Source organism: Bradyrhizobium sp. SMVTL-02 (genome assembly GCF_051853005.1).
Classification (GTDB): domain Bacteria; phylum Pseudomonadota; class Alphaproteobacteria; order Rhizobiales; family Xanthobacteraceae; genus Bradyrhizobium.
Window position 1 is genome coordinate 3,940,046 of sequence record NZ_CP182469.1, and the last position, 20,928, is coordinate 3,960,973.

At 66.2% G+C, this 20,928-nt stretch carries 17 protein-coding genes; 4 read left to right on the forward strand and 13 right to left on the reverse strand.

What is annotated here, in order from left to right; all coding sequences use genetic code 11:
• Positions 1-35 precede the first annotated feature (35 nt).
• The 10 genes from aat to ACNJYB_RS18545 all read right to left on the reverse strand — a co-directional run bounded on the left by aat (position 36) and on the right by ACNJYB_RS18545 (position 9,891).
• A complete protein-coding gene (gene aat, locus ACNJYB_RS18500) occupies positions 36-716 on the reverse strand; it encodes a leucyl/phenylalanyl-tRNA--protein transferase (RefSeq protein WP_439375229.1) in 681 nt (226 codons plus the stop codon).
• 48 nt (positions 717-764) lie between these two features.
• Complete coding sequence (locus ACNJYB_RS18505; RefSeq protein WP_439375230.1) at positions 765-1,868, reverse strand: sensor histidine kinase; 1,104 nt, start codon at positions 1,866-1,868, stop codon at positions 765-767.
• The gene (locus tag ACNJYB_RS18510) at positions 1,865-2,305 is read right to left on the reverse strand and encodes a response regulator (RefSeq protein ID WP_439375231.1); all 441 of its coding nucleotides are present in this window, start codon (positions 2,303-2,305) and stop codon (positions 1,865-1,867) included. Before ACNJYB_RS18510 ends, ACNJYB_RS18505 begins: the two co-directional genes overlap by 4 nt.
• Positions 2,302-3,828, reverse strand: a complete 1,527-nt coding sequence (locus ACNJYB_RS18515) for a sensor histidine kinase (protein ID WP_439375232.1) — start codon at positions 3,826-3,828, stop codon at positions 2,302-2,304. The genes ACNJYB_RS18510 and ACNJYB_RS18515 overlap by 4 nt, the downstream gene beginning before the upstream one ends.
• 107 nt (positions 3,829-3,935) lie before the next feature.
• A complete protein-coding gene (gene accC, locus ACNJYB_RS18520) occupies positions 3,936-5,294 on the reverse strand; it encodes an acetyl-CoA carboxylase biotin carboxylase subunit (protein ID WP_439375233.1) in 1,359 nt (452 codons plus the stop codon).
• A gap of 61 nt (positions 5,295-5,355) precedes the next feature.
• The gene (gene accB / locus ACNJYB_RS18525; RefSeq protein WP_439375234.1) at positions 5,356-5,850 is read right to left on the reverse strand and encodes an acetyl-CoA carboxylase biotin carboxyl carrier protein; all 495 of its coding nucleotides are present in this window, start codon (positions 5,848-5,850) and stop codon (positions 5,356-5,358) included.
• 35 nt (positions 5,851-5,885) lie between these two features.
• Positions 5,886-6,353: a type II 3-dehydroquinate dehydratase gene (gene aroQ / locus ACNJYB_RS18530; protein ID WP_439375235.1), complete on the reverse strand. Its 468-nt coding sequence runs from the start codon at positions 6,351-6,353 to the stop codon at positions 5,886-5,888.
• Positions 6,354-6,577: 224 nt separating this feature from the next.
• Positions 6,578-7,420, reverse strand: coding sequence for a DUF1236 domain-containing protein (locus ACNJYB_RS18535; RefSeq protein ID WP_439375236.1), 843 nt, complete (start codon positions 7,418-7,420; stop codon positions 6,578-6,580).
• Positions 7,421-7,629: 209 nt separating this feature from the next.
• Positions 7,630-8,397 (reverse strand): DsbA family protein, encoded by a 768-nt coding sequence (locus ACNJYB_RS18540; protein ID WP_439375237.1) that lies wholly within the window; start codon positions 8,395-8,397, stop codon positions 7,630-7,632.
• Between the two features lie 93 nt (positions 8,398-8,490).
• Positions 8,491-9,891 carry a M48 family metalloprotease gene (locus ACNJYB_RS18545; protein ID WP_439375238.1) on the reverse strand — a complete coding sequence of 467 codons (1,401 nt, stop codon included), beginning with the start codon at positions 9,889-9,891 and terminating at the stop codon, positions 8,491-8,493.
• 195 nt (positions 9,892-10,086) lie between these two features.
• Here ACNJYB_RS18545 and ACNJYB_RS18550 point away from each other — a divergent pair, with 195 nt between their 5' ends.
• The 3 genes from ACNJYB_RS18550 (at position 10,087) to ACNJYB_RS18560 (ending at position 13,336) form a co-directional block, all read left to right on the forward strand.
• Entirely contained in the window at positions 10,087-11,274 is a 1,188-nt protein-coding gene (locus ACNJYB_RS18550) for a pyridoxal phosphate-dependent aminotransferase (RefSeq protein WP_439375239.1), read from the forward strand.
• Positions 11,275-11,359: 85 nt separating this feature from the next.
• Positions 11,360-11,917, forward strand: a complete 558-nt coding sequence (locus tag ACNJYB_RS18555) for a biotin transporter BioY (RefSeq protein ID WP_439375593.1) — start codon at positions 11,360-11,362, stop codon at positions 11,915-11,917.
• Between the two features lie 84 nt (positions 11,918-12,001).
• Positions 12,002-13,336 (forward strand): dicarboxylate/amino acid:cation symporter, encoded by a 1,335-nt coding sequence (locus ACNJYB_RS18560; protein ID WP_439375240.1) that lies wholly within the window; start codon positions 12,002-12,004, stop codon positions 13,334-13,336.
• Positions 13,337-13,508: 172 nt separating this feature from the next.
• Here ACNJYB_RS18560 and ACNJYB_RS18565 read toward each other — a convergent pair whose 3' ends face one another.
• A complete protein-coding gene (locus ACNJYB_RS18565; RefSeq protein WP_439375241.1) occupies positions 13,509-14,741 on the reverse strand; it encodes an NAD(P)/FAD-dependent oxidoreductase in 1,233 nt (410 codons plus the stop codon).
• A 27-nt stretch (positions 14,742-14,768) separates the two neighbouring features.
• The gene (locus tag ACNJYB_RS18570) at positions 14,769-16,265 is read right to left on the reverse strand and encodes an amidase (protein WP_439375242.1); all 1,497 of its coding nucleotides are present in this window, start codon (positions 16,263-16,265) and stop codon (positions 14,769-14,771) included.
• Positions 16,266-16,462: 197 nt separating this feature from the next.
• On the opposite strand from ACNJYB_RS18570, the gene ACNJYB_RS18575 reads away from it, so the two are divergent.
• Positions 16,463-17,143 carry a helix-turn-helix domain-containing protein gene (locus ACNJYB_RS18575; protein ID WP_439375243.1) on the forward strand — a complete coding sequence of 227 codons (681 nt, stop codon included), beginning with the start codon at positions 16,463-16,465 and terminating at the stop codon, positions 17,141-17,143.
• A 68-nt stretch (positions 17,144-17,211) separates the two neighbouring features.
• On the opposite strand, the gene ACNJYB_RS18580 is transcribed toward ACNJYB_RS18575, so the two are convergent.
• Entirely contained in the window at positions 17,212-20,310 is a 3,099-nt protein-coding gene (locus tag ACNJYB_RS18580; RefSeq protein WP_439375244.1) for an Rne/Rng family ribonuclease, read from the reverse strand.
• Positions 20,311-20,928 lie beyond the last annotated feature (618 nt).

Sequence of the window (20,928 nt, forward strand, 5' to 3'; positions counted from 1 at the left end):
CACTTTTCCGGATCATGCTTTAGGCGAGCTATCGATTATTGTCGCGAGGCGATGATCTCGAGCGCGCGTGCGCCCGGGATGGCGTCGCCGGACGAGAGCCTCAGGAAGTCGCCGGGATCACCAGCGAGCGCCTTGTCGAGCAGCGCAGTGTAGCGCCGCCGCGAAATCTCGACCGCACCAAAGCTCTTCAGATGCTCGGTGACGTATTGCGTGTCGAGCAGCTCGAAGCCGCCATGGATCAGCCGCGCCACCAGATGCACCAGCGCGACCTTCGAGGCATCGCGCGCGGTGTGAAACATGCTCTCGCCGAAGAAGGCGCGTCCCAGGCTCACGCCGTAGAGCCCGCCGACGAGCTCGTCGCCCTGCCAGGCTTCGACGCTGTGGCAATGGCCGAGCTCGAACAGGCCGCCATAGAGATCGCGGATGCGCTTGTTGATCCAGGTGTCCTCGCGCCCCGCCTGCGGCGCGGCACAGCCGGCGATCGTGGCCTTGAACGCGGTGTTGACGGTGACGCGAAAGGCATCCGAACGCACGGTGCGTGCAAGCCGCGAGGCCACGCGAAAACCGTCGAGCGGGATGACGCCGCGCAGCTCCGGCTCGACCCAGAACAGGGTTGGATCGTCGGCGCTTTCGGCCATGGGAAAGATGCCGCAGGCATAGGCGCGCAGCAGCACGGCCGGCGTGATCTCAGACGAGGCGGAATCGCGCGAAGTCATGGCTTGCGACAATAGCAGGATCGCAAAGCGGTTGCGATGGGGGGCGACTCAGCTCGCGGCGGCGCTGTTGGCCTTGTCCGGCGCGGCGGGGGTACGCTGGAACCGCAGCACGATGCGGGTTCCGGAATGGGTGGGGTCGCGCTCGACCGAGGCGTCGAGCTTGGTCGCCATGGCCGCGACGATGCGCTGGCCCATACCGGTGGAGCGCGGGTCGGCCTTGACGTTGTCGCCGACGCCGTCGTCGGCGATCGTCAGCAGGAGATCCTCGCCCTGCGAGGTCAGCTCGACATGGATCGGGCCGGCGCCGTCGGGATAGGCGTATTTCACCGCGTTCATCACCAGCTCGTTGACGATGATGCCGACGGCGACCGCGCGGTCCGGGTCGATCTCGATCGGCTCGGCCGTCAGTGTCAGGCGCGACATCCGGTTACCTTCGGCCGAGCGGCGCAGATCCTCGAGCAGCGAATCCAGATACTGGTTCATGACCACGCTCTTCAGGTCCTGCGAGGTGTAGAGGCGGCGGTGCACCTGCGCGACCGCAGCGACGCGGCCCATGGCGTTGGTCAGCGCGGCCTTGACCTCTTCCTGCGTGGCGGAGCTGGCCTGCAGGTGCAGCAGCGAGGCGATGATCTGGAGCGAGTTGCCGACGCGGTGATTGACCTCGCGAAGCAGGAGCTCGCGTTCGGCGGCCAGCGCGGCGTAGCGGTCGCGCGAGGCATGAATCTCGGCTTCCGCTTCCTCGCGTGCCTTCTGCAGCTCGGCCTGGCGCAGCGCGCCCTCGACCGCGACGTGGAGCAGGGGGATGAAGTCGCCCTTGACGTCCTTGACGAGATAGTCGGCCGCACCCGCCTTCAGCGCCGTGACCGCGATGCTTGAGTCTTGCGAGGCCGTGACGAACACCACGGGAGGGGCGTCCGGAATCGCCATGATCTGCTCGAGGGTGTCGAGGCCGTCGAGACCCGGCATGTACTGGTCGAGCGCCACGACGTCGATGCACCCACTGGCTCCCGCGCGGCGGATGTGCTCGAGGCCTTCCTCGCCGCTGGCGGCATGGACGACCCTGTAGCCGCGCCGCGTCAGGCCGCGTTCGACCAGGCGCGCCAGCGCTTCGTCGTCGTCGATATACAGCAGTGTCGGCGTTCGCTGTTTCATGGGGTGGCAGGCGGGACCTGGATGACCGAGAAGAACAGCCCGAGCTGCCGGATGGCGTTGGCAAAATTCTCGTAATTGACGGGTTTGATGATGTAGACGTTGCAGCCGAGCTCGTAGCAGCGCTTGATCTCCTGGGAATCGTCGGTGGTCGTGAGCACGACCACCGGTGAGGCCTTGAGATATCTGTTTTCCTTGATCTGCTTCAGGATGTCGATCCCGCTCATGTCGGGCAGGTTGAGGTCGAGCAGGATCAAGAGGGCATTGCCCTTCTGGGAAAGCCCGCTGCCGTCGGCGCCGAACAGGTGCCTCATCGCGTCGGTGCCGTTGGCGAACGAGACGATCTCGTTGTTGACGCCGGAGCGGCGGATATTGCGCTCGATGAGGCGGGCGTGCCCCTCGTCGTCCTCGATCATGATGATGGTGACTGGCTGCGTCATCGATCTGCGTTCCGGGTGCTGGCGTTCCAGGCGAGGGGCAGCGTGATGGTGAACGTGCTGCCCGCGTTGAGTTCCGACGATACCGACATGGTGCCGCCGAGACGGCGCACAAGTGCACGCACATGTGCAAGGCCTATGCCCTGTCCCGGCTTGTCCTGGGTTCCCGCACGGCGGAACAGGTCGAATATCCGCTGATGGTCCTTCGGATCGATGCCGCGGCCGTTGTCGCTGATCTCGAAGATGGCGTAGCCGAGCTTGGTCCGCCCGCGAATTCTGATCTCGCCGGGCACACCGTTCTTCAGGTACTTGATCGCGTTGTCGATCAGGTTGGAGAAGATCTGCTCCAGCGCAAGGCGGTCGCTGACGATGTCGGGCAGCGGCTCGACGTGGATCTCGGCTTGCGCTTCCGCGGCCTGATGCGCCAGCGTCGAGACGATGGCCTCGACGAACTCACGCATGTCGATCTTCTCCGGCTGGAATTCACGCCGGCCCTCGCGGGTGAGGTTGAGGATCGCCGAGATCAGCCGGTCCATCTTGGCGATCGACGATTTGATGAAGCCGAGCGCCTCGGCAAAATCTTCGGAAAGCTGCCTGTCTGGACTTTCGAGCACGATCTCGTCGGTGGGGCCGGCCACCAGAGGCGGTCCGTCGGCCGGGACGTGGGTGAGGCTGCTGACGCGGCGGAAGATGTCGCCGCCGAGCTCTTCGAGCTCGCTGGTGAAGCCCATGATGTTGACGAGCGGCGAGCGCAGATCGTGGCTCACGATATAGGCAAAGCGCTGAATCTCGTTGTTGGCCTCGCGCAGGTCAGCCGTGCGTTCGTCGACGAGGGCCTCCAGATTGGCGTAGGCATCGCGCAGACGGGTCTCGGCCTCGTCGCGCATGCGCGCCGAGCGCCGCAGCAGCCAGATCGAGATCAGCGCCAGCACCACCACGAGGCCCGAGCCGATCCCGGTGAGGGAGGCGGCCAGCGTCTGGCTGCGGTCGGCATTGACGGATCGCTGCCGGAATAGCCGTTCCTCTTCGCGGATCATCGCGTTGCCGAGATTGGTGATCGTGGTGGTGGTGTTGCCTGCAGCGGCCTCGCGCACGAGAGCCTTGGCATTGTCGAACTGGCCCTGTTGGACGAAATCCATCTCGCGCGCGAACTGGTCGAGCCGGACCTCGATCGCGGCACTCAGCTTCTCGACGTTGTCGCGCTGCACCGGACTGTCGCCGATCTGGCGCGTGAGCTTGTCGAGCGCGGGCACGGTGGCTGCGACGGCCCTCTCATGCTCCGACTGGAAATCCGGTCCCTGCGTCAGGAGAAAGCCGCGCGCGCCGCTCTCGGCGCGCCGGATCTCGAGCAACAGCGCGTTGACCTGGTTCTCCACCTCGATGGTGTGGACCACCCATTTGCTGTCGTCTCTCGCCTTGTTGACGAGGTAGACGGAGCCGGCGCTGATCACGGTCAGCACCAAAAGGCCCGCTGCGAACAGCAGGACCTGCCAAAATGCGCGCCGCCGCTGCGCCTCAGCCGTCACGACGGTGTCGCCCAGTCGAGATCAAAGGAAATCCAAGGCCCCTTTCCAAACAGCTACCAGCTGCTCAAAACGCCCGCGAGGGCAATGGGTTCCCGGCGCCGCCGGATTTATTTGGCGGCGGGTTCCGCCTTGCCGGCCAGATACTGTTCCAGCCAGTGGATGTGGTAGTCGCCGTTGATGATGTCGTCCTCGCGCACCAATGCGCGGAACAGCGGCAGCGTGGTCTCGATGCCTTCCACCACCATCTCGTCCAGGGCCCGGCGCAGCCGCATCAGGCATTCGGCGCGCGTCTTGCCGTGCACGATCAGCTTGCCGACGAGCGAGTCGTAATAAGGCGGAATCGTGTAGCCCTGATAGACCGCTGAATCGATCCGGACGCCGAGGCCGCCGGGCGGGTGATATTGCTGGATCCGGCCGGGCGAGGGGCGGAAAGTCTGCGGGTTCTCGGCATTGATGCGGCACTCGATCGCGTGGCCGATGACCTGGACTTCCTCCTGCTTCGCCGGCAGATCGCCGCCGGCGGCGATGCGGATCTGCTCCAGCACGAGATCGATATCGGTGATGCTCTCGGTGACGGGATGCTCGACCTGGATACGCGTGTTCATCTCGATGAAGTAGAACTCGCCGTCCTCGTACAGGAATTCGATGGTGCCGACGCCGAGATATTTCATCTCGCGCATCGCTTTGGCGCAGGTCTCGCCGATCTTGGCGCGCGCGGCGGCGGCCAGTACCGGCGAGGGGCCTTCCTCCCAGACCTTCTGGTGGCGGCGTTGCAGCGAGCAGTCGCGCTCGCCGAGATGGATCGCGCCGCCACGGCCGTCGCCGAGGATCTGGATCTCGATATGGCGCGGCTTCTGGAGGTATTTTTCCAGGTAGACGGAGGCGTCGCCAAAAGCGGATTTGGCCTCGTTGGCCGCCGTCGACAGCGCCAGCTGGAGGTCGGCCTCGCTGTGGGCGACCTTCATGCCGCGACCGCCGCCGCCCGCCGCGGCCTTCACCAGCACGGGAAAGCCGATCTTCTTCGCGATCGCCATGGCGTCATCGTCGGGGCCGACCGCGCCGTCGGAGCCGGGCACCACGGGGATGCCGAGCCTCTTGGCGGTCTTCTTGGCCTCGATCTTGTCGCCCATCAGGCGGATGTGCTCGGCCTTCGGACCGATGAAATGCAGATTGTGCTCGGAGAGGATCTCCGCGAAGCGCGCGTTCTCGGACAGGAAGCCGTAGCCGGGATGCACCGCATCGGCGCCGGTGATCTCGCAAGCCGCGAGCAGCGCAGGCACGTTGAGATAGCTGTCCTTGGACGCCGGCGGCCCGATGCAGACGCTCTCGTCCGACAGGCGCACATGCATGGCGTCGGCATCGGCGGTCGAGTGCACGGCCACGGTCGCGATCCCGAGCTCCTTGCAGGCCCTGAGGATGCGAAGGGCGATCTCGCCGCGATTGGCTATGAGGATCTTGTCGAACATGGTGCCCTTGAGGGACTGGCGCGCGGAAGGCGGTGAGGGCGGGGCTGGCCGCCCTCCACAATTACTCGATGATGACGAGCGGCTCGCCGTACTCGACTGGCTGGCCGTCCTCGACCAGGATCTGCGTCACTGTGCCTGATCGCGGCGAGGGAATCTGGTTCATGGTCTTCATGGCCTCGATGATCAGCAGCGTCTGGCCGACCGAGACCTTGCTGCCGACCTCGATGAACGGCTTGGCGCCGGGCTCCGGCGCCCAATAGGCGGTGCCGACCATCGGCGAGGTGACCGCGCCGGGGTGCTTCGACAAATCGGCTGCGGCGGCTGCTGGTGCGGCGGCACTTGCCGCCGTTGGGAGGGGGGCCGGAGCGGCTCCAAGCGGCATCGGCATCGTCGCGGCAACGCTGATGTTGCGGGCGACGCGCAGGCGCAGGCCCGCACGCTCGATCTCGATCTCGGTGAGGCTGGTCTCGTCGAGCAGAAGGGCGAGCTCGCGGACGAGCGCGGAATCCTCGCTGGAAAACTTTGCGGCTGCTTTGTCGTCTGGCTGGCGCGCCATGTTGTTTGATCCGAATGTTCTGTTGGAAGGGAGCGTCAGGCTTTGGGCTTGATGCCGAGCTTGGCGGCAAGGCCCTGGATGGCGAGGCGGTAGCCTTCGATGCCGAAACCGCACAGCGAGGCGAACGCGGCGCGTGCGGTGTAGGAGTGGTGACGGAAGCTCTCGCGGGCGTGGCTGTTGGTCACATGCACCTCGACCGTCGGGATCTGCACCGCGAGCAGCGCGTCGTGCAAGGCGATCGAGGTGTGCGAATAGCCGCCGGCATTCATGATGATGCCCTTCATCTTGCGCGCATGCGCCTCGTGGATGAAGTCGATCAGCTCGCCCTCGCGATTGGACTGGCCGCAGTCGGCCTTGAGGCCAAACGTCGCCGCCGTCTCGCGGCACAGCGCCTCGACGTCCGCCAGCGTCGCATGACCGTACTTTTCAGGCTCGCGCGTCCCCAACATGTTGAGGTTCGGCCCGTTGAGAACGAGGATCGTGTCGGTTGCTGGTTCTGCCATTCCAATCCCGGAAGAGGTGCTTCGGCGTGGCGGGTTATAGGTAACAAAGCGCCCCAGGGGAAGCCTTGAGGGGCCTCCGAGAGGCCTTCAGGTACCTCATCCAGGGTGCAAAAACCTGTGCGGAAGCTACGGAAATTGCTTGTTAACCAGTCCAAAGCATGGCTGCCGGCCAAACGCAAGGAGGCGGGCATTGCTGCCCGCCCCTTCGATAGTTGTCATCAGCCCTAGACGTCGAGAATCGCGACGATCTCGTAGGTGTTCGGATCCACGATCACGATCTGGTCGCGGACCATGACGTAGCGGTAGCTGCGCCACTCCGGATAGATCGTCGCAACCCGAGACGGCAGGGCGTGCAGCTCGATGCCCTCCCGCGGAATGCGGGTGCCGACCGAGACCGCGAAGTTCGCGTTGGTCACGGGCGCCACGCGCTGCTCGCGGATCACCGAGGTGATCTGGGTCCGCTGCTCGGTCGAGAGCTTGGCACCGGCGCCCGCCTGGCCGACCGTCGTATTCGTGCTGGTCTGGCCCTGGGCGTTCTGGTTGGTGCTGGTGCCGGTCTGACCCTGAGCGTTCTGGTTGGTGCTCGTGGTACCCTTCTGGGTCTCGGCATTGTTGGTCGAGGTGCCGCTCTTGCTGCCCTCAGCCTTCATGTCCTTGTCCCTCTGGCCGGACTTGGTGGTGTCCTGGCTCATGCTCTTGGACTTGTCCTGCTGGGACTTGTCCATCTGACCTTGCGCACGTTCGTCGGTGCGCTGGCCCTTGGTCGCGCCGGACTTGTCCTCGGCCGCGTTCTTGTTCATCTCGCGACCCTGGTGCTCGTCCTTCATCGCACCGGACTTCTCTTCGGAGGCCCGGCCGCCAGCCTGACCCACGGTGCCCTTGTCATGGCTCGAGGAATCGCGGCCCATCGAGCCGCCGCGCTCGGCGGCGCCGCCGGACGGCTGCGAATGCTGCATCTGCTGCGAGCCAGCGCCGCCACTGTCGCGGCCCTTGTCTTGTGCGTTCGCCAGACCGGTGCCGGCGACGAGCGCCAGTGCGGCAACCGAGATCATAAAGCGGTTCAACATTGAATTCTCCTCACGTGTTTCTCTGCGTCATTGCCCGCGCCGACAACGAAAGGAGATTTGAGTTGTTCCGGAACTTCGCTTGTTCCCGGGCATTTGTTTGTTGAATGCCGGATGAACGACCTGGCAGGATCGCGCCAAGGTTTCGCGCAGGAAAAAGGCCGGCTTTTCAGCCGGCCTTTCCGCGTCTTCGATATCCAAAAACGTGAGAATCAGCAGGTCGCCTTGCCGCAGCGGGCAACGCCGATCTTTTCCTTCAGGCCTTCGAGGCCGATCGCGCCGATCACGATCTGCTTGCCGATCACGTAGCTCGGCGTGCCGTTCATGCCCATCGCCTCCGCGAGCTTGAAGTTCTCCTCGATGGTGGCGCGCACTTCGGGGCTGGCAAGGTCCTTCTCGATCTTGGCGGTGTCGAGGCCGGCCTCCTTGGCCGCCTGCATGGCGCGCGTTTTGTCGGCCGCGCCGCGGCCGCCGAGCAGCTTCTGATGGAAGTCGAGATACTTCTTGCCGGAGGGGTCCTGCATGCGCACCGCGACAGCAACCTGCGCTGCTTCCACCGAGCCCTGGCTCAGCACCGGAAACTCCTTCAGCACGACCTTCAGCCTCGGATCGCCCTTCATGAGGTTGAGCATGTCGTCCATCGCGCGCTTGCAGTAGCCGCAATTGTAATCGAAGAACTCGACGAAGGTGACGTCGCCATCCTTGTTGCCGAGCACGACCTGGCGCGGGGAGTTGAAGATCGCCTCCGCATTCTGCGCGATGCTGGCCTCGTGCTTCTGCGTTTCGGCCGCGGCCTGGCGCTTGCTGAGCTCGGTCATCGCCTCCTCGAGCACCTCGGGGTGGGTGACGAGATAGTTCTTGATGATCGCCTCGATGTCGGTGCGCTGGGCATCGGAGAAGCTGTCGGCCGACGCGGGCGCGGTTGCGCCGAACATGGCGAGCGCAAACAGCGCGGGGGCAAGCAGACGCAGCGAAGGCATAGGGAAATCCTCTTATCCAAAGCAGGTTTCGGAAAACGTCCGGCGGACTCAAAGCTCGGTGTCGTGACGTCGTGGTCTTAGGCGTCGTTCTCGTCAGTTGCGCGGCGGCTTGGCCGCCACGATGTCGTCGGCCTTGACCCATCCGGGCGTGCCGACGGCGAAACGGGTTTTCGCGCGCGTTGCAAGCTCGCGGGCGGTCTTGTTGTCGCCGCGCAGGTAAGCGGCCTGCGCCGAAGCCAGATCCGCCTCGGCATAGTCGCCCTTCCGGCCATAGGCCATCGCGAGCTGGGTATAACCGAGCACCGCCTCGGGCTCCCGCGCCACCGCGGCGCGAAGAATCCGAACAGCGTCGTCGGTGTAGGCTTTATTATCGGTTCCAACCAGAGCCTGCCCAAGTAACATCTCGATGAGGGGCGCGTTGTTGGAGAGCTGTACCGCCTTGCGCAGCGGGGCGATCGCCTCGGCGGGCTTGCCGCTTTCCAGCAGGGCCTGGCCGCGCACCTCGTAGAAGTACGGGTTGTTGGGCTGGACCTGGATCAGGGCGTCGATCTGGGCGAGCGCGCTGCGCAGATCCCCGTGCAGATAGGTGCTGATGGCCCGGGCATAGCGCGCCGGCATGCTGTCGTTGGTCTGCGGATAGCGGCGATACACCGTCTCCGGCCGTTCCATGAAGGCCGAGATCTTGGCGCGCACCATGTCGTGGCGGAGCTGGAGCGCGGGATCGTCCTTCTTGTCCCAATAGGGACTGCTGCTGGCGAACTCCTGCAATGCGGCGACGCGCTCGGCCGGCATCGGATGCGACTGCAGATAGGGGTCGGCGCCGCGCGCGGCGAACAGGCTCTCGCTGGTGAAGCGCTTGAAGGTCTCGTACATGCCCCTCGGCGACTGCTGGGTGGCGGTCAGGAATTTCACGCCGGCACGGTCGGCGTTCTCCTCCTGCTGGCGCTGGTAGGACAGCAGCGTGCGGCGGATCATCTCCTGGGGACCTGCGATCGCGGCAGCGCCCGCATTGGCAAGGCCGTTGTTGCCGGCGCTCGAGCTGCGGGTGCTGCCGGCTGCGATCGCGCCGGCGCCGAGCAGCATCGCGATGATCATCTGGGTCTGCGCGTTGGCGAGTTGCTCGCGCAGCTTGGACAGATGGCCGCCGGCCAGATGCCCGGTCTCGTGCGCGAGCACGCCGATGATCTGGTTGGGGGTCTCCGACTGGAGGATCGCGCCGTAATTGACGAAGATGCGGCGGCCATCCGCGACGAACGCGTTGAACGCGCCGTCGTTGATGATCACCATCTGGATGTTCTGCTTTTCCAGCCCGGCGACGCGCAGGATCGGGCGGGTGTATTCGCGCAGCAGCTGTTCGGTCTCGGTATCGCGCAGGATCGGCGGCCCCTTGCTCTGCGCCCGTGCCGCCGGGAGCGGCGCCAGGGCGATCGCCGCGGCCGTGACGAGGGCGGTGAGGGCGGAGGCCTTCTTGCGCAATGCGGTCTGGAGCAACATCAAGCGGTCTGGGTCAAACGGTCTCGACAAGGGACCTGAAAAGCAGTTGTTTGGCGATTGGCGGCGGACCGGATACGCGATATGGCCTAGGAGCCGTACCCCTTATGAGCCGTACAATGCGGCCAGTCTGGGGCGCAAGCGCCCCGTTTTGAAGGACCGGACGGAGCCGGTCCGCCAGCGAAATAGCAGAAATCGATGCAGGATGCGACATTGAGGAACCGGTTGGGGCAGTGGCTCGCGCCCTCCCGCCGCAGCGACGTTCCCCCCTTCATGGTGATGGACGTGATGGCCGCCGCGGCCCGAATCGAGGCCGCCGGGGGCCATGTCATCCACATGGAGGTTGGCCAGCCCGCGGCCGGCGCGCCGAAAACCGCGATCGCGGCCGCCCATGCGGCGCTCGAGGCCGGCCGGATCGACTATACCTCCGCGCTCGGCATCCCCTCCTTGCGCGAGCGGATCGCGCGGCACTATCGCGACGTCCATGGGTGTGACGTCAGCCCCGAACGGATCGTGGTGACGACGGGCTCGTCCGGCGGATTCATCCTGGCCTTCCTGTCGATGTTCGAGCCCGGGGACCGCGTCGCCGTGACGGTGCCGGGCTATCCGCCGTACCGCCACATCCTGACTGCGCTCGGCTGCGAGCCGGTGCTGATCGAGACCACGAACGAGACCCGCCACGCGCTCACCGGCGAGGCGTTGCTTGCCGCCCATCGCAAGGCACCGCTGAAGGGCGTGCTGGTCGGCAGTCCCGCCAATCCAACGGGAACGATGATGTCCCGCGAGGCGCTCTCCGGCCTGATCGCGGCGGCGGAAGACGCCAGGATCCGCTTCATCTCGGACGAGATCTATCACGGGCTGGACTACGCGTTTCCGGCGGTGACGGCGGCGGCACTGTCGGACCACGCCCTCGTGATCAACTCGTTCTCGAAGTATTTTTGCATGACGGGCTGGCGCGTCGGCTGGATGGTCGTGCCGGAGATTTTGGTGCGCCCGATCGAGCGGCTGCAGCAGAACCTGTCCATCTCGGTGCCGGCCCTGTCGCAGATCGCCGCCGAGGCCGCCTTCGACGGCACCGCCGAGATGGAGGAGATCAAGCACGGCTATCAGGAAAACCGGCGCATCCTGATCGAGGGACTGCCGAAGGCCGGCCTCACCAGGTTCCTGCCGGCCGACGGCGCGTTCTATCTTTATGCCGACGTCTCCGATTTCACCTCGGACAGTTTCGAGTTCGCCAAGCAGATGCTGGAGCAGGCTCGCGTTGCGGCGACGCCCGGCCTCGATTTCGATCCCATCCATGGCCGCTCGTTCATTCGTTTTTCCTATGCGCGCTCGCCGGACGAGATGCGGGAGGCAGTTGACCGGATCGCTCACTGGCTTAAATAGCCGCCAGTTTTCGCCAGCCTTTTCGGAGTGCAACTTGTCTGACCGTTCCGTCCCGTCCTCCCCGCATTCTCCTCTCGCCGCATTGATGTGGCCGACCCGTCCGGGCGAAACAGTCGGTGCACTGCGTGCATTCGTGCTGATTGGGCTCGGCACCGCCTTGATGGCGCTGTCAGCCAAGGTGAACCTGCCGCTGCCTTACGTGCCCATGACACTGCAGACGCTGGTGGTGCTGATGATCGGCGCCGCCTATGGCTGGCGCCTTGGCAGCGCAACCATGATCGCCTACCTCGCCGAGGGTGCGCTTGGCCTGCCGGTGTTCGCCGGTCCCGTGGGTGGGATTGCACCGCTGGTCGGCCCGACCGCGGGCTATCTGTTCGGCTTCGTGCTGGCTGCCTTCGTCACCGGCTGGCTCGCCGAGCGCGGCTGGGATGGCAGCATCGCGCTGCTGTTTGTGGCGATGGCGATCGGCCATGTCGTCATCCTGGCCGCGGGTTTCGGCTGGCTGGCCTACGGCATCGGCCTTGGCGCGGACAAGGCCTGGCAGGTCGGCCTTGCGCCGTTCATCGCGGGGTCCGTGGTCAAGAATGCGCTGGGGGCGACATTGATGCCGGCAGCCCGCCGGATCGTCGATCGTCGCGGGTAAAGCGCGCCATTCCGAGCGGTTCCAATTGACAGGGCCGGCCAAGTTGATCTTGGCTGGCCCCAATGTTCGAGGGGGAGTGAAACGATGACGACGACAACGATGGCGGCGGCGCCGGTCGCGCCGGCCGCAGCCAAGCCGTGGTACAAGATTCTCTATGTCCAGGTGCTGATCGCCATCGTGCTCGGCGCCATCGTCGGGTGGCTCTGGCCGACGCTCGCCACCAACGACTGGATCAAGGCGATGGGCGATGGCTTCATCAAGCTGATCAAGATGGTGATCGCCCCGATCATCTTCTGCACCGTCGTCTCGGGCATCGCGCACATTCAGGACGCCAAGAAGGTCGGCCGCATCGGCGTGAAGGCGCTGGTCTATTTCGAGGTCGTCTCCACCTTCGCGCTGGTGATCGGCCTCATGGTCGGCAATCTCGTGAGGCCCGGCGCAGGCTTCGGCAATGCGGCGGCGAGCGAGGCGGCCGTTGCGAACTACGCCAAGCAGGCCGCCGGGCAGAAGTCGGTCGACTTCGTGCTGCACATCATTCCGGACACCGTGGTCGGCGCCTTCGCGCAAGGCGAGATCCTTCAGGTGCTGCTGTTCTCGGTGCTGTTCGGCTTCGCCATCATGAGCCTGGGCGAGCGCGGCCACACCATCCGCAGCTTCATCGACGATGCCGCGCATGCGGTGTTCGGCGTCATCTCCATCGTGATGCGCGCGGCGCCGATCGGTGCGTTCGGCGCGATGGCCTACACCATCGGCAAGTTCGGCACCGGCGCGATCCTCAATCTGATCGGCCTGATCGCGACGTTCTACGTCACCGCTGCGCTGTTCGTGTTCGTCGTGCTCGGCATCATCGCGCGCATTGCGGGTTTCTCGATCTTCAAATTCCTGGCCTATATCAAGGACGAACTGCTGATCGTGCTCGGCACCTCCTCGTCGGAAAGCGCGCTGCCGTCCTTGATGGAGAAGCTGGAGCGGCTCGGCTGCTCCAAGTCGGTCGTCGGCCTCGTGGTGCCCACGGGCTATTCGTTCAACCTCGACGGCACCAACATCTACATGACGCTGGCGACGCTGTTCATCGCGCAGGCGCTCGGCGTCGATCTCACCTTCGGCCAGCAGCTGACCATCCTGGTGGTCGCGATGCTGACCTCGAAGGGCGCCTCCGGCATCACCGGCGCCGGCTTCATCACGCTGGCGGCGACGCTGGCGGTGGTCGACCCGCGCCTCGTGCCGGGCATGGCGATCGTGCTGGGCATCGACAAGTTCATGAGCGAATGCCGCGCGCTGACCAATCTCTGCGGCAACGGCGTCGCCTGCGTGATCGTGGCCTGGTGGGAGGGTGAGCTCGACCGCGACAAGCTCAACGCGCGGCTGAGCCAGCAGATCGATCCGACGGACATGGAAACCGCGCTCACGACGGACTGATCCGGATCCAACGGCGCGGTGCGCCGTTTCCGGGCGCGAGCAGCGCGACCCCGCCTGTGACGATCGAGGGACGATCGGAGCCTTGAGCTCCTCGCCGAGTGCGAGAATGGCGCGGTGGTCGAGCTCGCTCGCGCGGTCGCGGCCTTCCGGTGCTCGCCGCGAACGTCGACCGCTAGAACCGCTCCGGCCGGTACGGCACAGGATCGATCGACGGCGTCTCGCCGCTCATGATCTCGGCGAGCAGGCGTCCCGTCGCGGGTCCCAGCGTAAAACCCTGGTGGCCGTGGCCGAAATTCATCCAGAGACCGGGATGGCGCGGGGCGCGGCCGAGCACCGGCAGCATGTCGGGCGTGCAGGGGCGGGTGCCGAACCACGGATCGGGCTCGACGCGTTTGCCGAGATCGATCAGCTCGCGGGCCGATGCTTCGGCGCTGGCGAGCTGCACGGGTGTTGCGAGCGCATCGGGACCGGTCAGCTCGGCGCCGGTGGTGATGCGGATGCCCTTGGCCATCGGACCCATGGCGTAGCCGCCGCCCTTGTCGACGAGGGGCAGATCGAGCGAGGCGCCGCCGCTATAATGCATGTGGTAGCCGCGCTTGCGCACCAGCGGGATGCGATAGCCGAATTTGTAGAGCAGATCCGGCGACCATGGCCCGAGTGTCACGACGGCATGGGCGGCATCGAGGCGCCCCTGATCGGTGTCGACCGACCAGCCGGTCGCGGTCTGTTGCAGGCTCTGCGCATCACCGAGCATGATCCTGCCGCCGAGCCGCGTAAACAGCTCGGCATAGGCCGTCACCAGTGCGCCCGGATCGGACACGGTCCAAGTGTCGAGCCAGTGGATCGCGCCGGGCAGATCATCGCGCAGGATCGGCTCGGCCTTCGTCAATTCGCTGCCTGACAGCACGCGAAAGTTCACGCCGAATTCGCGCTGGTCCTGCTCCGCGTCCCTGATCGAGTGCTCCAGGGCGGTGGCATCGCGATAGAGCGCGCGATAGCCGGCGCGGCGGATCAGATTGCCGGCATGGGCCTCGCGAATGAGGATGTCGTGCTCAGGCGTTGCGTAGGCAATCAGGCGCGCCCAGCCGACGATGGCTTCGCGATGCCGCTTCGGCGCCGAATGCCACCAGTAGCGCAGCAGCGGCTCGATGTGACGATGAAGCGAGGACAGGCTGTAGCGCACGTCGTTGGTACGGCCGGTGGCGATCTTCACGAGAGAGGCGAGGTCGCGGGGCATCGGATAGGGGCGCACGGCTTCGGCCTGGATCATCCCGGCATTGCCATAGCTGGTCTCGCGGCCCGGCTCCCTGCGGTCGACGAGCGTGACGGCCCAGCCGCGCCGCTGCAGGTGCAGCGCCGCACCCACACCGACCATGCCGCCGCCGAGAACGATCGCGCTTTGCATCGGACGAAGTCTCCTGTCAGGCCCGGGTCATTCCCAGGTGAGAAAATCGGGTGCGGCCGACAGCGGCGGCGCTGCGGCGAGGCGCGCGAGGTCGGGCACGGGCCGGCACAGTTGTGCATCGCTTGCGAACGCCGCCTCGATGCTCGCGGCGATCGAGAGCACGATGGCGTCGCCGCCGCGCGGGCCGACGATCTGCAGGCCGAACGGCAGGCCGGCCTCATCGAGACCGAGCGGAATGCTGATCGCCGGATGGCCGGGAAGCGTGACGGCATAGGCGAGCGCGAGCCAGTGGAAATAGGATCTGGTCGGCACGCCGTCGATCTCGGCGGGATAGAGTTCCGACCAGGGCCGCGGGGTGAGCGTGATGGTCGGGCTGACCAACACGTCGCAGCTGGCGAAGAAGCTCTGATAGGCGCGATAGATCCGCGTCTGCGTCGTTGCCGCGCGCGCGTAATCCTCCAGCGTGTAGCCGAGGCCCTCCTCGACATTGGCGCGGACGTTGGGGCCGAGCATTTCGGGACGCTCCTTGTAGTTCTTGCCGTGCGTCGCCAGGAACATGCCGGCGCGCAGCACCGCGAAGGCGTCGTCCGCGCCGGTGCAGTCGGGCGTTCCCTCGCGGCTTTCGGCGAACAGCGGCGCGAGCTTGCTCACGCGATTGCGGAACACGCGGCGGATCGCCTGTTCGGTCGGCGCGAAGCCGAAATCTTCGGTGAAGGCGAGACGCAGCTTGCCGAGCTCGGCGGGGCGCGGCGCGGCCCAGCGCTCGGCACGCGCGCGCAACGGCTCGCCGGGCAGGGTGTAGGCGAGCGGGTCGCGGGCGTCGTCGCTCGCCATCACCGACAGCATCAGCGCGGTGTCGGCGACGTTGCGCGCCATCGGCCCGTCGGTCGACAGGTTCGACCAGCCGAAGATGCGCTTCTCACTCGGGACGAGTCCGTAGGACGGACGCATGCCGACGATGCCGGAAAAGCCGGCCGGATTGCGCAAGGACCCGCCGGTGTCGGAGCCCGAAGCGAGCGGAGCCATGCCGCAGGCGAGCGCCACCGCCGAGCCGCCGGAGGAGCCAGCCGCCGAGCGCATCGGGTCGAACGGATTGCCGGTGGCGCCGAACACGGGGTTGCGGGTGTTGCCGCCGGCCGCCCATTCCGGCGTGTTGGTCTTGCCGAAGATGATGGCGCCGGCTGCGCGCAAGCGGGCGACCGAACCCTGGTCGGCGGCCGGTACGTTGTCGCGCAGCAGCGGGCTGCCATAGGTGGAGCGCATCCCGGCGGTGTCCTGGGTGTCCTTGATCAGGACCGGCAGGCCGTGCAGCGGGCCGCGATCCTCGCCGCGCATGATCTCCGCCTCGGCCGCCTGCGCAGCAGCGCGCGCGCCAGCTTCGTCCAGTGTCACGACGGCGTTCACGGCTGGATTGATCGCGCCGATGCGCGCGAGGCAGGCGTCGAGCAGCTCGACAGGCGAGATCGTCCGCGCGGCCAGCAGGCGGCGCAGCTCGACGGCACTGGAATCGCACAGTTCGGACAACGCCCGCTTCCTTTCAGATTATGAAAACGTTTTAGCATATCGGAAAGCGAGGCAACGAACCAATAGTCGTCATCGAGTTATTTCGAGCGCAAATGTGCCTTGAGCTACCGCAGTCGGTGCCAAATAGGGCCGTCATCGGCGAAAAAGAATAGGCCGATCGATCAACTATTTTTCGTTGGTCGTGCTAGCATTCCTCCATGAGCGAGATTACGACGTCCGAAACTGCCAATTCACAGCTCGGCCAATGCCTCAAGGCCGCCCGCCAGGCGCGCGGCCTGACGCTGAAGCAGGTGGCGGAGCGGACCGGCATGGCGCTCTCGACCCTGTCCAAGGTCGAGAACGGTCTGATGTCGCTGACCTACGACAAGCTGCTCCAGCTGACCTCGGGCCTGAAGATGGAGATCGCCGAGCTGTTCAACCCGGCGGTCGCGACGCCCGCGCAGGGCCGGCCGGTCACGGCGCGGCGGAGCATCAGCCGGGCCGGGCAGGGGCAGGTGATCACCACGAAGTTCTACACCTACACCTATCAATGCACCGATTTGATCGGCAAACGCATGGTGCCGATCGTGGCCGAGGTGCGCGCACGCTCGCTGGAGGAGTTCGGCCCGCTGCTGCGCCATGGCGGCGAGGAGTATTTCGTGGTGACGCGCGGGCGCGTCGCCGTCCACACCGAGTTCTATGCGCCGGAGATTTTGGGCGAGGGCGACGGCATCTATCTCGACAGCACCATGGGCCACGCCTACCTCAACGCCGGCGAAGGACCATGCGCAACAGGCGTCTGCCTCTGCACCAGCGAGGCGCCCGATCTCTACGACCAACTCCGCCAGATCGCCGCGCGCGATGTCGCGCCGCTCGGGAATGACGAACTGGCATCATAGCGGTGGCGCCCTGGAACGAAAAACGCCCGGCTTGGCCGGGCGTTTTTTATTGGGCGCCTGTATGGGGCCTACTCGCCGCCGCCGAAGCGGCGGGACCACCAGCCGGCGCGTCGTGGGGCAGCCGGCGTCTCGCTGGCCGCTTCAGGCGTGGGCTCAGGTGCTGCCGGCGGGGCGACCGGCTGCGGCGCCTCCGCAACCGGCGCAGCCGGCTCACTCGGGTTGCTGAGCAGGAAGCTCACCTTTTCGCGGACCGTGGAGCGCCGCCGCGCGGACTTGTCGTCGGCGGGCTCTTCTTCCGCGATGGCAGGAGCCGGCTCGGGCTGCGCGGGTGCCTCAGCCTGCACCTCGGCGCGGGGCTCGGGCTGGGCGAACTGTTGAGCGACTTGCGGCTCGGCGCTGTGTTCGGCCTGCGCGATCGAAGGTGCTGCCTCGCCGCTGGCGCCGTCGAAATCGGCGACCGCATCGCTGGCTTCCGGCGGCGCACTCGCCGCGAGCTCGTCGCTGATGGAGCCTGCCAGACCTTCTTCGCTTCCGCCGCGACGACGGCGTCCACCACGGCGACCACGCCGGCGCCGGCGCTCGCCGCTGCCCTGCTGCTCGCCACGGGCGGCCTGCTCCTCGCCTTCCTCACCGTCCTGCTCGGACTCGGCATCCTCCTCGCCTTCGCCGGCTGCCATGGCCGGCTCGGGAAGCGTGGGCGCGCTATCCTCGCGCAGTTCGCCATCGCGCTGGCCACCGCGGCCGCGCCGGCGACGGCGGCGCTTGCGGCGCTGACCGTCCTGCTCCGAGGCCGCTTCGCCAGCCTGCTCTTCAGTGAGACCTTCGGTCTCCTCGGTTTCGATCTCGGATTCCAGCTCCGGATCGAACTCCTCGTCGTCATAGGCTTCTTCAGCCAGCGGCGGCGGGCTCGCAGCAGCCTGCGCCGCGAGCAGCGCCTTGGCGGCTTCGAGCGTATGCACCTGCTCGCCGCGATCGATGACGTAGGCCTGCGGACCGCTGACGCTGGGGTCGGCGATGACAGACAGCGTGACCTTGAAGCCGTTCTCGAGATCGCGCAGATGGCCGCGCTTGTGGTTCAGCACATAGAGCGCGACGTCGGTGCGGGTGCGGACCACGAGGTTGTGGGTCGCGCCCTTCATCAGGATCTCTTCGAGGCCGCGCAAGAGCTGCAGCGCCACCGAGGACACCGAGCGGACATGGCCGGTGCCGCCGCAATGCGGGCAGGGATCGGTCGAGCTCTCGAGCACGCTGGCGCGGATGCGCTGGCGCGACATCTCGAGCAGGCCGAAATGCGAGATGCGGCCGACCTGGATGCGCGCGCGATCCTGGCGCAGGCAGTCGGACAGCTTGCGCTCGACCGCACGGTTGTTGCGCTTCTCGTCCATGTCGATGAAGTCGATGACGATCAGGCCGGCAAGGTCGCGCAGGCGGAGCTGGCGGGCGACCTCTTCGGCCGCCTCCAGATTGGTCTTGAGCGCGGTGTCCTCGATATGGTGCTCGCGGGTCGATCGTCCCGAGTTGACGTCGATCGAGACCAGCGCCTCGGTCTGGTTGATCACGACATAGCCGCCGGAGCGCAACTGCACGGTCGGCGAGAACATCGCATCGAGCTGGCTTTCGACGCCCATCCGCGAGAACAGCGGCTGGCCGTCGCGATACTGCTTCACCGCGCTGACATTGGCGGGCATCAGCATCTTCATGAAGTCGCGCGCTTCGCGGTAGCCGGCTTCGCCGGCAACCTGGATCTCGTCGATCTCCTTGTTGTAGAGGTCGCGCAGCGAACGCTTGATCAGCGAGCCTTCCTCGTAGACGAGGGTCGGGGCCTGCGACTTCAGCGTCAGGTCACGCACCGTCTCCCACATCCGGATCAGATATTCGAAATCGCGCTTGATCTCCGGCTTGGTGCGGGAGGCGCCTGCGGTGCGCAGGATGATGCCCATGCCCTCGGGCACGTCGAGATCCTGCACCACTTCCTTGAGGCGCGAGCGGTCCTGCGCGCTTGTGATCTTGCGGCTGATGCCGCCTCCACGTGCGGTGTTGGGCATCAAGACGGCGTAACGGCCGGCGAGCGAGAGATAGGTCGTCAGCGCCGCGCCCTTGTTGCCGCGTTCTTCCTTGACGACCTGCACCAGCATCACCTGGCGCCGCTTGATGACTTCCTGGATCTTGTACTGGCGGCGCGGACGGAAGGTGCGCTCCGGCACTTCCTCCAGCACGTCGTCGCCGCCGACGGATTCGACGACGTCCTCTTCGGCTTCCTCGCCGTCCTCGTCCTCGTCGTCCTCTTCTTCACCGGCTTGGCCGGCCTCATGCGGCGCTTCAACGCTCTCGCCGGCGGCGTAGACGGCCTCGGCCGGCTCGGTGGCCGACGTCACGGCTTCGGCGAGAGCCTCGGCATGCGCTTCGAAGGCGTGCGCTTCGACGGTCTGGGTCTCCCGCGGCTCGGCAACGGGCTCGCTCGCCACGACGGGTTCTGCACCAACCGCGGCGACGGGCGCGGGCGTCTCGTCGGCATGATCACGGTCGTGATGATCGTGTTCGCGGTCATGACCATGGTCGTCACGATCGTGAGGGTGATCGTCATGGGCGTGGTGATGGTCGTCATGCTCGTGATCGTCGTGAGCGTGTTCGTGGTGATCGTGCTCGCCGTGCTGCTCCGCCTCTGTGTGCAATTGCTCGCCTTCGAGCGGAGCGCCTTCGGTGTAGTCCGGCCGCGGCGCGCCCTCGACCGGCTGGGCGGCGGGATCGGCGCCGGCGTCGAGACCTTCGACGATCTCGCTGCGCACGCGTTCGCCGTGACCGCGGCGGCGGGCGTTGCGGTGGCGCGAGCGGCGGCGGCCGTGGGAGCGGTTCTCGCTCTCTTCCTCGGCTTCGCGATGGGCCTGTTCCTCGGCCTCGATCAGCGCCTGCCGGTCGGCGACCGGGATCTGGTAGTAGTCGGGATGGATTTCGCTGAAGGCGAGGAAGCCGTGGCGGTTGCCGCCATATTCGACGAAGGCGGCCTGGAGCGAGGGTTCGACCCTTGTCACCTTGGCGAGGTAGATGTTTCCGCGCAGTTGCTTGCGTTGCGCAGTCTCGAAATCAAACTCTTCGACGCGATTGCCGCGGACCACGACGACCCGGGTCTCTTCCGGGTGGGTGGCATCGATCAACATCTTGTTGGGCATGTCTTAACTCTTGGCGGCGGCGGGCGCGATCGACCGTGGGCGCAATGTGCGCTGCCGGGTGACGCGACGGTCCACCTGATTCGGGGGTGAGGGGAAGGCCGAAACGCCCTCTTTCGCGCCTTGCCGAACCGGAAGCTTCAGGACCAAGGCGGCGCGCGGGATTGTCACTCCGCAGCGTCGCGAATGGTCCTTCAGAGTTCGTCGGCACAGTCTGGCGCATCAAGCGTCGGCCCGTATGAAACATTGGGCGGCGGGGCCGCCCCTCAATCAGTTGCTGCTGGCCAGGCATGGCGCGAGCGCGCTCGCCCTTGGGGATCACGAACCGTCCCCTTTGGATCAAGGGAGCGGGTAATGGGTTACGTCGCTGTCAGAACCGTCCCGGAAACGTGGTAACCGGGAACTGTCCGCCGCCGGGGCTTGGCCCGCTCCGCCTCGCTGCCGCGCACCGCGCTGGTCTTAGAGGGGAACGGAAAACGCTGGAATTCCCAAATCTTGGGAGCTCCGGCGCTGCACCGGGAGGCAGAATGCGACACAACCGGAAATATCGGCCGTCAGCATTCCGTACATACGAGGAATGGACCATTGGTGCAAGGGAGCGTCGCACGGCGGTCACAGTCC

Coding starts and splice junctions, on each gene's coding strand:
- aat (WP_439375229.1), bottom strand. CDS start 716: ATGACTTCGCGCGATTCCGCCTCGTCTGAGATCACGCCGGCCGTGCTG.
- ACNJYB_RS18505 (WP_439375230.1), bottom strand. CDS start 1,868: ATGAAACAGCGAACGCCGACACTGCTGTATATCGACGACGACGAAGCG.
- ACNJYB_RS18510 (WP_439375231.1), bottom strand. CDS start 2,305: ATGACGCAGCCAGTCACCATCATCATGATCGAGGACGACGAGGGGCAC.
- accC (WP_439375233.1), bottom strand. CDS start 5,294: ATGTTCGACAAGATCCTCATAGCCAATCGCGGCGAGATCGCCCTTCGC.
- accB (WP_439375234.1), bottom strand. CDS start 5,850: ATGGCGCGCCAGCCAGACGACAAAGCAGCCGCAAAGTTTTCCAGCGAG.
- aroQ (WP_439375235.1), bottom strand. CDS start 6,353: ATGGCAGAACCAGCAACCGACACGATCCTCGTTCTCAACGGGCCGAAC.
- ACNJYB_RS18535 (WP_439375236.1), bottom strand. CDS start 7,420: ATGTTGAACCGCTTTATGATCTCGGTTGCCGCACTGGCGCTCGTCGCC.
- ACNJYB_RS18540 (WP_439375237.1), bottom strand. CDS start 8,397: ATGCCTTCGCTGCGTCTGCTTGCCCCCGCGCTGTTTGCGCTCGCCATG.
- ACNJYB_RS18545 (WP_439375238.1), bottom strand. CDS start 9,891: ATGTTGCTCCAGACCGCATTGCGCAAGAAGGCCTCCGCCCTCACCGCC.
- ACNJYB_RS18550 (WP_439375239.1), top strand. CDS start 10,087: ATGCAGGATGCGACATTGAGGAACCGGTTGGGGCAGTGGCTCGCGCCC.
- ACNJYB_RS18555 (WP_439375593.1), top strand. CDS start 11,360: ATGTGGCCGACCCGTCCGGGCGAAACAGTCGGTGCACTGCGTGCATTC.
- ACNJYB_RS18560 (WP_439375240.1), top strand. CDS start 12,002: ATGACGACGACAACGATGGCGGCGGCGCCGGTCGCGCCGGCCGCAGCC.
- ACNJYB_RS18565 (WP_439375241.1), bottom strand. CDS start 14,741: ATGCAAAGCGCGATCGTTCTCGGCGGCGGCATGGTCGGTGTGGGTGCG.
- ACNJYB_RS18575 (WP_439375243.1), top strand. CDS start 16,463: ATGAGCGAGATTACGACGTCCGAAACTGCCAATTCACAGCTCGGCCAA.
- ACNJYB_RS18580 (WP_439375244.1), bottom strand. CDS start 20,310: ATGCCCAACAAGATGTTGATCGATGCCACCCACCCGGAAGAGACCCGG.